The sequence below is a fragment of the Staphylococcus edaphicus genome (assembly GCF_002614725.1).
Lineage (GTDB): Bacteria > Bacillota > Bacilli > Staphylococcales > Staphylococcaceae > Staphylococcus > Staphylococcus edaphicus.
On the sequence record NZ_MRZN01000005.1, the window covers coordinates 24,589 to 37,595 of the forward strand.

Genomic DNA, 13,007 nt, shown 5'->3' on the forward strand with positions numbered 1-13,007 from the left:
ATTTGAGCCTTACATAGAAAAAAGGAACAATTATAAGGGTGAACAACTTTTATTAAATATCTAATGAAGAAATACAGCAACTCCCTACGCAATAAACGTCCTTGTACATCAATAATCCCAGTCGCTGCATATTTAGTACATTGATGTAATGCATTATACATTTTCCATACAATCCTTATAAATTATTTCCCAAGCACACAAAACCATTTTTATTTGATATACTGTCTAATGCTTAAAGTTATCCACTTATACACAGCTTCACAGCTCATCTTTGTGGATAGTTTTTAAATTATGCACAGCGTTCACCAGTATTTAACAACATATTCACACCCATTTGACAGAGCTTGTTGTTAAAAAGTATAATTATGTGGATAAGTCATGTAGATATTGATTGATACAGGGTTTAGATTATTAAATTATATGGCAAAAGCCTGTGTGTAACTCACAGTTAGAAAATAGTTATCCACTGATTGTGTGTAACTTGTGGATAATTATCAACAGGCTGTGATTCTTTTTATTTACACCTGTTGTTTTTGTGTATAACTTTTAAAATTTACGAAAGTTGGAGTTTGTTATTATGTCAGAACAAGAAATATGGGAAAAAGTCTTAACCTTGGCTCAAGAAAAAGTAAGTAGTGCGAGCTACCAAACATTTCTTAAAGACACAAAATTATTTAAACTACAAAATGATCAGGCCATTGTAGTTACTGATGATGATTTTGTTGCTAATTGGTTAAAGATGAATTACGCAGAAATTATTAAAGCTGCTTTATATGAAGCAATTGGCCATGAGATCGCACCCGTTTTTTATACTGAAGAGGAACTAAAAAGCTTACATACAAGTGAGCAAAAAGAAGAAACGCAACCTGAGCAACCAGCTAAAAAATACACACCAGGCGTTGATGAAGCAGTCATTGGTGGCGAACAGTTCAATACACATAATACATTCGAAACATTTGTAATTGGACCGGGAAATAGATTTCCACATGCTGCAAGTCTTGCTGTCGCTGAAGCACCCGCAAAAGCGTATAATCCATTGTTCATCTATGGTGGTGTTGGTTTAGGTAAGACGCATCTAATGCATGCGATTGGTCATTATGTATTAGATAATAATCCAGATGCTAAAGTGATATATACCTCTAGTGAAAAATTCACAAATGAATTTATTAAATCCATACGAGATAATAAAACCGAACGTTTTAGAGAAAAATACCGTAATATCGACGTTTTATTAATTGATGACATTCAATTTATTCAAAACAAAGAACAAACACAAGAAGAATTTTTCCATACGTTTAATGAATTACATCAGGCAAATAAACAAATTGTAATTTCTAGTGATAGACCGCCTAAAGAAATTGCAAAATTAGAAGATCGTTTACGCTCGCGTTTTGAATGGGGATTGATTGTAGACATTACGCCACCAGATTATGAAACAAGAATGGCGATTTTACAGAAAAAAATTGGCGAAGAGAATCTAAATATTCCAACTGAAGCACTCACTTATATCGCTAATCAAATCCAATCTAATATTCGTGAACTTGAAGGTGCATTAACACGTGTCTTAGCCTTTTCAAAATTACAAGGACAACCGATTACCACAGAACTAACAGCTGAAGCACTTAAAGATATCATTCAAGCACCTAAATCTAAGAAAATCACGATACAAGATATCCAGAAGATTGTAGGCCAATATTATAGTGTACGCATTGAAGATTTTAGTGCCAAAAAACGTACGAAATCTATTGCTTATCCCCGTCAAATAGCAATGTATCTATCACGTGAGCTAACAGATTTCTCATTACCAAAAATTGGTGAAGAGTTTGGTGGCCGTGATCATACAACCGTTATTCATGCACATGAAAAAATAGTTAAAGATATTCAAAATGATCCAACCTTTAAACAAGAAGTTGAAAATTTAGAAAAAGAAATACGAAATCAGTAAAAAAACTGTACTATAACAGATTAATCGTAACGAATTTGAGGAATAACTAAGGAAAGGTGAATAATCATAATGTGGATAATGTGTAAAAGTCATACACACTATGCACAAGTTATCCACAGTCTTTAAATGACGTCACTATTCACTAAAATTAAGTTATCCCCTAATCCACAAGCCCTACTACTATTACTACTGTTTTAAAACCTATATAATTTAATATATAAACGACTGGAAGGAGTTTAATTAAAGATGGAATTCACAATAAGAAGAGATTATTTTATTAATCAATTAAATGACACATTAAAAGCCATCTCACCAAGAACAACATTACCAATCTTAACTGGTATCAAAATTGAAGTTAAAAACAACGAAGTTATACTCACTGGCTCTGACTCAGAAATATCAATTGAAATCACTATCCCGAAACAAATAGATGGTGAAGACATAATTGAAATTGCTGAAACTGGATCAGTTGTACTTCCTGGTCGTTTCTTCGTAGATATTATAAAAAAATTACCAGGTAAAGAAGTTAAACTTTCTACAAATGAACAATTCCAAACACTTATTACATCTGGACATTCTGAATTTAACTTAAGTGGTTTAGATCCAGATCAATATCCTTTACTACCGCAAGTTTCTCGTGATGATGCGATACAATTATCAGTGAAAGTGCTTAAAAATGTCATAGCACAAACAAATTTCGCAGTGTCCACCTCAGAAACACGCCCAGTATTGACTGGTGTTAACTGGCTTATACAAGATAATGAATTAATATGCACGGCTACCGACTCACACCGCTTGGCTGTAAGAAAAGTAGCCTTAGAAGATGATTCAGAAAATAAAAATGTCATCATTCCAGGTAAAGCATTATCTGAATTAAATAAAATCATGTCAGATAGTGAAGAAGACATCGACATCTTCTTTGCATCAAACCAAGTACTATTCAAAGTGGGTAACATTAACTTCATTTCACGTTTATTAGAAGGTCATTATCCTGATACGTCTCGATTATTCCCAGAGAATTTTGAGATTAAATTAGGCATCGATAACGGCGAATTCTATCATGCGATTGATCGTGCTTCGTTATTAGCGCGTGAAGGTGGTAATAACGTTATTAAATTAAGTACAGGTAATGAACTTGTAGAATTATCTTCAACATCACCAGAAATTGGTACAGTAAAAGAAGAAGTCAAAGCAAGTAATGTAGATGGCGGCAACTTAAAAATTTCATTCAACTCAAAATATATGATGGATGCTTTAAAAGCTATTGATAATGATGAAGTAGAAGTAGAATTTTTCGGCACAATGAAACCATTTATTTTAAAACCAAAAGATGACGATTCAGTAACGCAATTAATCTTACCAATCAGAACTTATTAATGATTTTGTTAGTCATAAGACATACATCAACGTTTAAATAAAAGTTCAATCTAGCAGGAATAAGACAGTGAAATCCTATTGATTTCTATCTTGTTCCTGTTTTTTTATGTGGAAAAATAGAATGCGTTTAGTTAAGGTGGTTCTGGAAATTGTGGAAAAGATATAGTCATGCAAGTTGTATATCATCCCTGTAGCCATTTAGAGCGCAAATATAAGCAAGTATCTTTTTTTCTAAGGGGAAAATGCTAAAAACAATTAAAAGTGTCTAAAAACAGCTTATAATTCAAAATAGACATCAATAATGCATTGGACATTAAATTTAAATAAAATAAATATTTGAGATTAATTAATATTATTTTTGGAGAATCGCAATATAATGTATTCATTTTTGATATAATATTACATGTGAAACGACATTATAGACAAACTTGAAACTAATTATTTGAAAATAGTTAGAATAAGTAGAAAGAAATCGCTTACTCACTGTATTTTGCATGAAATTTATCGCGAAAAAAGGTATAATATATAAGTGAGCTTAAAAGAAATGGAGTGATTGATTTGGTTGAAGAGGTAATTGTTGAAGGAGACATTACTTTAGGGCAATTTCTAAAGACAGAAGGTATTATCGAATCTGGCGGACAAGCAAAATGGTTCTTACAAGATTTTGATGTCTTAATCAATGATGAGCGTGAAACACGCCGTGGTAAGAAATTAAATCATCGAGATAACATTGTCATACCAGAAGTCGGTTCATTTTTGATATTACATCAAGGTGAAGAATGAAATTAAAGACACTCCAGTTAGAGCATTATCGTAATTATGAGTCGATTAACTTAAATTGTCATCCCGACGTCAATATATTGATTGGTGAAAATGCCCAAGGGAAGACTAATTTACTGGAATCTATTTATACATTGGCACTTGCTAAAAGTCATAGAACTTCTAATGACAAGGAACTCATACGTTTCGATAGCGATTATGCTAAAATAGAGGGTGACCTTAGTTATAGATATGGTGAGATGCCTTTAACGATGTATATCACGAAAAAAGGCAAGCAAGTTAAAATCAATCACTTAGAACAAAGTAGACTGACCCAGTATATTGGTCATTTGAACGTCGTTTTGTTTGCGCCTGAAGATTTAAACATTGTCAAAGGATCACCGCAAATTAGACGTAGATTCATAGATATGGAACTTGGACAAATCTCAGCAGTGTATTTAAATGATTTGTCACAGTATCAACGCATTTTAAAACAAAAAAATAATTATTTGAAGCAACTGCAATATGGTCAAAAGACAGATAGTACAATGCTTGAAGTCTTAAATCAGCAATTTGCAGAATATGCACTCAAAATTACGCAAAGACGTGAACATTTTATTAAAGAACTTGAATCACTAGCTAAACCTATCCATTCTGGGATTACAAATGAACGTGAAACTTTGTCATTAAGCTATTTACCGAGTATTAAACTGGTTGATGAAGAAAGAAATGAGACGGAACGCTTAGAAGAAGTCTTAACTCTGCTCAATGACAATATGGAACGTGAAAAAGATCGAGGCGTGTCTTTATACGGACCTCACAGAGATGATTTAGGTTTTAATGTAAATGGAATGGATGCTCAGACTTATGGCTCGCAAGGGCAACAACGAACTACTGCATTATCAATCAAACTCGCTGAGATTGAGTTAATGAATATTGAAGTAGGAGAGTATCCAATTCTATTGCTAGATGATGTTTTAAGTGAATTAGATGATTCACGTCAATCTCATTTATTGAGCACTATTCAACATAAAGTGCAGACCTTTGTGACTACGACATCTATAGATGGCATAGAACATGAAATTATGAAAAACGCTAAACTTTATCGCATTAATCAAGGCGAAATTATAAAGTAATAGAAAGTGAAGGTGGAAACATTGTCAGATGTGAATAACACGGAAGATTATGGTGCTGGACAGATTCAAGTATTGGAAGGTCTAGAAGCGGTACGTAAAAGACCAGGTATGTATATTGGTTCAACTTCAGAAAAGGGCTTACACCATCTCGTTTGGGAAATTGTTGATAACAGTATCGATGAAGCACTCGCAGGTTATGCCGATAAGATTGAAGTTGTAATTGAAAAAGATAATTGGATAAAAGTAACAGATAATGGTCGTGGCATCCCTGTTGGCATCCAAGAAAAAATGGGACGTCCAGCAGTAGAGGTTATTCTAACTGTACTACATGCCGGCGGTAAATTCGGCGGTGGCGGATACAAAGTATCTGGTGGTTTACATGGTGTAGGTTCATCAGTAGTGAACGCACTATCTGAAGATTTAGAAGTATATGTATATAAAGATGAAAATATCTATCACCAAGCTTATAAAATGGGTGTACCACAATTTGACTTGAAAGTCATAGGTGAGACGGATGACACGACGGGGTCTACAGGTACAGTTATTCGCTTTAAAGCAGATCCTAGCATTTTTACAGAAACAACAGAGTATCATTACGAAACATTACAACAACGTACAAGAGAGTTAGCATTCTTAAATAAAGGCATTTCTATTACTTTAAGAGACGAACGTGGTGAAGAAGTACGCGAAGATACTTACCATTATGAAGGTGGTATAAAATCTTATGTTGAAATGCTAAATGAAAATAAAGAACCATTACACGAAGAACCGATTTACGTTCATCAAACAAAAGATGATATTGAAGTCGAAATTGCCTTGCAATACAACAAAGGTTTCGCAACAAACTTGTTAACTTATGCGAATAATATTCACACATATGAGGGCGGTACACACGAAGAAGGCTTCAAACGTGCGTTATCTCGTGTATTAAATAGTTATGGTATCAGTAGTAAAATCATCAAAGATGAAAAAGAAAGACTTTCGGGTGAAGACACGCGTGAAGGTTTAACAGCGATTGTCTCAATTAAACATGGAGATCCACAATTTGAAGGTCAAACTAAAACAAAATTAGGTAACTCTGAAGTACGTCAAGTTGTTGATAAATTGTTCTCTGAGTTGTTTGAGAGGTTCTTATTGGAAAATCCTCAAGTAGGCCGCATTGTTGTTGAAAAAGGAATTATGGCTTCTCATGCTCGTCTAGCAGCGAAAAAAGCACGTGAAGTGACACGTCGTAAATCTGCCTTAGAAATTTCAAGTTTACCAGGTAAGCTTGCCGATTGTTCTAGTAAAGATCCTTCTAGAAGTGAAATCTTCATCGTAGAGGGTGACTCTGCCGGTGGGTCTACAAAATCAGGTAGAGATTCAGAGACTCAAGCTATTTTACCGTTACGTGGTAAAATTTTAAATGTTGAAAAAGCAAGACTAGATAGAATTTTAAACAATAATGAAATCCGTTCTATGATTACAGCATTTGGTACGGGTATTGGTGGCGAGTTTGATTTAAGTAAAGCACGTTATCACAAGATTGTCCTTATGACAGATGCCGATGTCGATGGCGCACATATTAGAACATTATTATTAACGTTCTTCTATCGCTTTATGAGACCATTGCTGGAAGCAGGATACGTGTATATTGCGCAACCACCGTTATTCAAATTGACACAAGGTAAACAAAAATACTACGTATTTAATGAACGTGAATTAGACAAGCTTAAAGCTGAGTTAGAACCAACGCCGAAATGGTCGATTTCACGTTATAAAGGTCTTGGTGAAATGAATGCGGATCAATTGTGGGAAACAACAATGAATCCAGAAAATAGAGCCATGTTACAAGTATCACTGGATGATGCGATTGAAGCAGACCAAGTCTTCGAAATGTTAATGGGAGACGTTGTAGAAAACCGTAGACAGTTTATTGAAGATAATGCCGTCTATGCCAACTTAGATTTCTAATACGATGAACTGAATTTTTGAAGGAGGATATCTTGATGGCTGAACTACCTGAATCAAGAATTAATGAACGAAATATAACGAGTGAGATGCGCGAGTCATTCTTAGACTATGCGATGAGTGTTATCGTCTCACGTGCTTTACCAGATGTTAGAGATGGTTTGAAACCAGTACATCGACGTATATTGTATGGATTACACGAACAAGGTATGACACCAGATAAGTCATATAAGAAGTCTGCGCGTATTGTTGGGGACGTAATGGGTAAATATCACCCGCATGGTGATTCATCTATTTATGAAGCAATGGTAAGAATGGCACAAGACTTCAGCTATCGATATCCTTTAATTGATGGACAAGGTAACTTTGGTTCAATGGATGGCGATGGTGCAGCTGCAATGCGTTATACAGAGGCACGTATGTCTAAGATAACACTTGAATTACTAAGAGATTTAAATAAAGATACGATTGATTTTATTGATAACTATGATGGTAATGAAAGGGAGCCGTCAGTCTTACCTGCTAGATTCCCTAACTTGTTAGTTAACGGAGCTTCAGGTATCGCTGTTGGTATGGCTACGAATATTCCACCACATAATTTAACTGAAGTCATTAATGGTATTTTAAGTTTAAGTTATAATCCAGATATTACGATTTCTGAATTAATGGAAGATATTCAAGGACCAGATTTTCCTACTGCAGGTATCATACTTGGAAAGAGCGGTATTCGTCGTGCATTTGAAACGGGTCGTGGATCAATACAAATGCGTTCGCGTGCAGAAATAGAAGAACGAGGTGGTGGGCGTCAACGTATCGTTGTAACGGAAGTCCCATACCAAGTTAACAAAGCACGTATGATAGAAAAAATTGCTGAACTAGCACGTGATAAGAAGATAGATGGTATTACAGATTTACGAGATGAGACGAGTCTACGTACAGGCGTACGTGTAGTTATCGATATTCGTAAAGATGCCAACGCAAGTGTGGTTTTAAACAACTTATATAAACAGACACCATTGCAAACATCATTTGGTGTAAACATGATTGCCTTAGTGAACGGCAGACCTAAGCTTATTTCACTTAAAGACGCTTTAGTTGAATACTTAGACCATCAAAAAATAGTCGTAAGAAGACGTACAGAATATAACTTGAAAAAAGCTTTAGACCGTGCACATATCTTAGAAGGTTTGAGAATTGCGCTTGACCATATTGATGAAATTATCAGAGTCATTCGTGAATCAGATAACGATAAGATAGCCATGGCAAGTTTACAAGAACAATTTAAATTAACTGAACGTCAAGCTCAAGCTATCTTAGACATGCGTCTAAGACGTTTAACTGGTTTAGAAAGAGATAAGATTGAATCTGAATATAATGAGTTAATTGCTTATATTGAAGAGTTGAAATCAATTCTTGCAGATGAAGAAAAATTATTACAAATTGTACGCGATGAGTTGATTGACGTTCGTGAGCGTTATGGTGATGAACGTAAGACTGAAATTCAACTTGGTGGCTTAGATGACATAGAAGATGAAGATTTAATTCCAGAAGAACAAATTGTCATCACGTTAAGTCATAATAATTACATCAAACGATTACCAGTTTCAACATATAGAGCACAACACCGTGGCGGTCGTGGTGTTCAAGGTATGAACACGTTGGAAGAAGACTTCGTAAGCCAACTTGTTACGTTGAGCACACATGACAATGTCCTATTCTTTACGAATAAAGGACGTGTCTATAAACTCAAAGGTTATGAAGTGCCAGAACTCTCACGTCAGTCTAAAGGGATTCCAGTTGTCAATGCGATTGAATTAGACAATGATGAATCAATTAGTACGATGATTGCTGTTAAAGATTTAGAAAGTGAAGAAGATTACTTAGTCTTTGCTACACTAAAAGGCAGAGTGAAACGTTCTGCGTTAAGTAACTTCTCACATATCAATAAAAACGGTAAAATTGCGATTAGCTTCAAACAAGATGACGAACTAATCGCCGTGCGTCTAACTGATGGAGAAACAGATATCTTAATTGGTACGTCTCATGCCTCATTAATTCGCTTCCCAGAAACTGCATTGCGTCCACTTGGCCGTACAGCAGCGGGTGTGAAAGGTATCACACTCAGAGAAGGCGATAAAGTAGTAGGTTTAGATGTTACCAAAGCCGAAAGTGATGATGAAATACTAGTAGTTACTGAAAATGGTTACGGTAAACGCACACCAGTGGGTGATTACAGATTATCTAACCGTGGTGGTAAAGGTATTAAAACAGCTACGATTACAGAGCGGAACGGTAATATTGTTTGTATCACATCGGTTACTGGTGAAGAAGACTTAATGGTTGTTACGAACTCTGGTGTTATCATACGTATTGATGTGGAAGACATTTCACAAAATGGACGTGCAGCACAAGGTGTAAGATTGATTAAATTGGGTGATAACCAATTTGTATCTACAGTAGCTAAAGTAAATGAAGAAGACGACACGGCAACTGAAGCACTTCCGTCTGATTCAGAAAATACAGAAGCAACCGAATTAGAAGAACAAGAATCACAAAATGGTGAAGCTGTTATAGCAGACGATGCACCAGGTAATGCGATTCACACAGAAGTTGAAGATAGTGACTATTCAGATTCAGATAATGATGAACGTCAAGAAGTGAGACAAGACTTTATGGATCGTGTTAATGAGGACATTGACAACGCCGATAATGAAGATGACGAAGAAGAGTAATTGAAGCGTTCATATGAACTTAAATAAGAAATAGACCTACCTCATTGAGGTAGGTCTATTTTTTGCTTCAGTTAACTTTCTAACGTTTTCATAGCATGAGGTATTTCACTAATAAGTCTTGAAGGTGGAACGACATACATCTTTTCAGCTAATTGTTCGCCAATATAGCTATGTGTGTAGGTAGCACTTGTCACTGCTTCTTCTATCTCATTAAATTGACCTACGAAACTTGTAATCATGCCAGATAAAGTATCTCCCATACCACCTGTAGCCATAGCTGGTGTGCCTATCGGTAGTTTATAGTCCTTACCTTTGAAATAAATTTCAGTACCGTGCATTTTTAAGATAATTGTTGCGCCAATCTTATCAGCGGCTTCACGATTACGTTCATAAGTTTGTTCTTCTATAGGAATACCACTTAAACGTTCCCACTCTTTTTGATGAGGTGTGAAGATGACTTTACACGTCGGAATATCTGGTTTCAATTTGCTGAATATTGTAATAGCGTCACCATCTACAATGAGTGTTTGGTGTGGCTGAATATTTTGTAATAAGAAAGTGATTGCATTATTACCTTTAAAATCACAACCTAGTCCAGGTCCGATGAGGATACAATCAGTGTTTTCAATCATTTTAGTTAACATTTTAGTATCGTTAATATCAATGACCATGGCTTCTGGGCAACGTGAGTGCAAAGCAGCATGGTTTGTAGGATGTGTAGCAACAGTGATCAATCCACTCCCACTATATACACACGCTCGAGCTGCGAGCATGATTGCACCACCTAGGTTTGCATTGCCTCCAATTAAAAGAATTCTACCATAATCACCTTTATGTGTTTCATCTTTACGTTTTGGAATGCTTACTGATGTTAAAGTTTCCATTTTGAAACCTCCTTTTAAACATTTAGCGTTAATATAATACTCCGATTTGAAAAAGATAAGCATCTGCTTAAAATGATAAATGTTAAAGTTGGTTATCTTAATTCTTTATATTATAGAATGTTAAAACCATTTTCTTTTAAGTTACTTATACCTTATTTTCATGTTTTGTATGATAAATACAATAAGAAATATTATACCTGGTTTCACGATTAGTCAATAGGTAAAGTTGTTAATAAAATCTTAATTTTAGAAAACGTCATGCTAATATGATTTTATCGTAGTAAAACAGTAATTTAATACCATATTACGGATATAGCAAAGTCTATTGTTATCGCGAAAATGTAAGCGTATACTCAAATTGATTGAAGATAATTAAGGGGCAAGGAGATGGGTAGATGACATTACAACTAAATGGAGAAGTATTAACAATCAGTGATATTAAAGCATTCTTAAATAAGGAAGACACAGTTGAAATAACGGAAGATGCACTAGAACGCGTTAAGAAAAGTAGACAAACAGTTGACCGTATTATAGCAAACCAAGAAACAATCTATGGTATTACAACGGGATTTGGATTATTTAGTGATGTGCGCATAGACGAAGGTGAATACAATCAATTACAAGTAAATTTAATTCGCTCACACGCCTGTGGTATAGGGAAGCCATTTTCAGAAGAAGTCGCATTAGTGATGATGGTCTTACGGTTAAATACGTTATTGAAAGGTCATTCTGGTACAACGGTAGCGTTAGTAGAACAGCTTGTATATTATATTAATCATAGAATTATACCTGTCATTCCACAACAAGGTTCACTAGGCGCTTCAGGAGATTTAGCACCATTGTCTCATTTAGCTTTAGCTTTAATTGGTGAAGGCAATGTATTTTATAAAGGCGAAGAAGTAGACAGTCGGTATGTCTTAAATCAATTAAATCGTGAAGCGTTACAACTACAGGCTAAAGAAGGACTCGCCCTAATTAATGGAACACAAGCGATGACTGCCCAAGGTGTTATCAATTATATTGAAGCGGAAGCTTTAGGATATCAAGCAGAATGGATTGCAGCGCTCACACATCAAGCATTAAATGGTATTACAGATGCCTATAATAAAAAGGTACATCAAGTTCGTAATATCCAAGAACAAATCGATGTTGCTGCTAGAATGCTAGATTGGTTAGAAGGTTCTGAGTTAACGACAAAGCAAGGTGAAGTACGTGTTCAAGACGCTTATACATTACGCTGTATTCCACAAATTCATGGCGCAAGTTTCCAAGTATTCAATTATGTGAAAGAGAAATTAGAATTTGAAATGAACGCTGCGAATGATAATCCATTAATATTCGATGAAGGTGATGAAACACTTGTGATTTCTGGTGGTAACTTTCATGGGCAACCTATTGCCTTTGCATTAGATTTCTTAAAATTGGGTGTAAGTGAATTGGCCAATGTATCAGAGCGTCGTTTAGAACGCCTTGTGAATCCACAGTTAAATAATGGGTTACCTGCATTTTTAAGTCCACAGCCAGGCTTACAAAGCGGAGCCATGATTATGCAATATGCAGCTGCAAGTTTGGTTTCTGAAAATAAAACACTTGCACATCCGGCAAGCGTTGACTCAATTCCTTCTTCAGCGAACCAAGAAGATCACGTATCTATGGGGACGATTGCCTCTCGACATGGCTACCAAATGATTGAAAATGCACGACGTGTCTTAGCAATTGAAACGATTATTGCATTACAGGCAGTAGAATATAAAGATATTGATAAATTATCTCCTAAAACTTATGAAAAATATCAAGCATTACGTCATATTGTGCCATCTATTACAGAAGATAGACAATTTCATAAAGATATTGAAGCGGTATCTCAATATCTACAAGACCTTGCTTATATGTATGAACTTTAATTGACATAAACACAGTCACGCTTGAAATAGACAATGTTATTTGCTATATTTAAATTAACTTAATTAAGATATTGTTCGTAGGATAAGTAATATTAAGTGTTGATTTCAGAGAGCTTGTGGTTAGTGTGAACAAGTAATCATATTTGATGTGAATCTACCTACTATATGAGAACAATCGGTGATAGCCGTTATTTTAGTGAGAGCGCAGTCTAATTTTCAGACTGTTAAATAGGGTGGCAACGCGTAGACCACGTCCCTTGTATAGGGACGTGGTCTTTTTGTGTTATCATCCCATAAATAAATTTTTATAAATTGAAAGG

Annotated in this window: 8 protein-coding genes and 1 other annotated feature; of the genes, 7 read left to right on the top strand and 1 reads right to left on the bottom strand. The window is 35.2% G+C overall.

Annotated elements, in window-relative coordinates; genetic code table 11:
• The first annotated feature begins 577 nt into the window (after positions 1 to 577).
• The 6 genes from dnaA (at position 578) to gyrA (ending at position 9,899) form a co-directional block, all read left to right on the top strand.
• Positions 578 to 1,945: a chromosomal replication initiator protein DnaA gene (gene dnaA / locus BTJ66_RS04675; RefSeq protein ID WP_099089815.1), complete on the top strand. Its 1,368-nt coding sequence runs from the start codon at positions 578 to 580 to the stop codon at positions 1,943 to 1,945.
• Between the two features lie 246 nt (positions 1,946 to 2,191).
• The gene (dnaN, locus tag BTJ66_RS04680) at positions 2,192 to 3,322 is read left to right on the top strand and encodes a DNA polymerase III subunit beta (RefSeq protein WP_099089816.1); all 1,131 of its coding nucleotides are present in this window, start codon (positions 2,192 to 2,194) and stop codon (positions 3,320 to 3,322) included.
• A gap of 549 nt (positions 3,323 to 3,871) precedes the next feature.
• A complete protein-coding gene (gene yaaA / locus BTJ66_RS04685) occupies positions 3,872 to 4,105 on the top strand; it encodes a S4 domain-containing protein YaaA (protein WP_193433012.1) in 234 nt (77 codons plus the stop codon).
• Positions 4,102 to 5,217 (top strand): DNA replication/repair protein RecF, encoded by a 1,116-nt coding sequence (gene recF / locus BTJ66_RS04690; RefSeq protein WP_099089818.1) that lies wholly within the window; start codon positions 4,102 to 4,104, stop codon positions 5,215 to 5,217. The genes yaaA and recF overlap by 4 nt, the downstream gene beginning before the upstream one ends.
• Positions 5,218 to 5,229: 12 nt before the next feature.
• Positions 5,230 to 7,170, top strand: coding sequence for a DNA topoisomerase (ATP-hydrolyzing) subunit B (gene gyrB, locus BTJ66_RS04695; protein ID WP_420801873.1), 1,941 nt, complete (start codon positions 5,230 to 5,232; stop codon positions 7,168 to 7,170).
• Positions 7,171 to 7,205: 35 nt separating this feature from the next.
• Positions 7,206 to 9,899, top strand: a complete 2,694-nt coding sequence (gene gyrA, locus BTJ66_RS04700) for a DNA gyrase subunit A (RefSeq protein WP_099089820.1) — start codon at positions 7,206 to 7,208, stop codon at positions 9,897 to 9,899.
• Between the two features lie 71 nt (positions 9,900 to 9,970).
• Here gyrA and BTJ66_RS04705 read toward each other — a convergent pair whose 3' ends face one another.
• Positions 9,971 to 10,783 carry an NAD(P)H-hydrate dehydratase gene (locus tag BTJ66_RS04705; RefSeq protein WP_099089821.1) on the bottom strand — a complete coding sequence of 271 codons (813 nt, stop codon included), beginning with the start codon at positions 10,781 to 10,783 and terminating at the stop codon, positions 9,971 to 9,973.
• A 395-nt stretch (positions 10,784 to 11,178) separates the two neighbouring features.
• On the opposite strand from BTJ66_RS04705, the gene hutH reads away from it, so the two are divergent.
• Positions 11,179 to 12,687, top strand: coding sequence for a histidine ammonia-lyase (gene hutH, locus BTJ66_RS04710; RefSeq protein ID WP_099089822.1), 1,509 nt, complete (start codon positions 11,179 to 11,181; stop codon positions 12,685 to 12,687).
• 66 nt (positions 12,688 to 12,753) lie between these two features.
• Positions 12,754 to 12,948, top strand: a binding site (T-box leader).
• Positions 12,949 to 13,007 lie beyond the last annotated feature (59 nt).

Bases quoted from the DNA above. Each gene is read 5' to 3' on its own strand.
- dnaA (WP_099089815.1), top strand. From the start codon at position 578: ATGTCAGAACAAGAAATATGGGAAAAAGTCTTAACCTTGGCTCAAGAA.
- dnaN (WP_099089816.1), top strand. From the start codon at position 2,192: ATGGAATTCACAATAAGAAGAGATTATTTTATTAATCAATTAAATGAC.
- recF (WP_099089818.1), top strand. From the start codon at position 4,102: ATGAAATTAAAGACACTCCAGTTAGAGCATTATCGTAATTATGAGTCG.
- gyrA (WP_099089820.1), top strand. From the start codon at position 7,206: ATGGCTGAACTACCTGAATCAAGAATTAATGAACGAAATATAACGAGT.
- BTJ66_RS04705 (WP_099089821.1), bottom strand. From the start codon at position 10,783: ATGGAAACTTTAACATCAGTAAGCATTCCAAAACGTAAAGATGAAACA.
- hutH (WP_099089822.1), top strand. From the start codon at position 11,179: ATGACATTACAACTAAATGGAGAAGTATTAACAATCAGTGATATTAAA.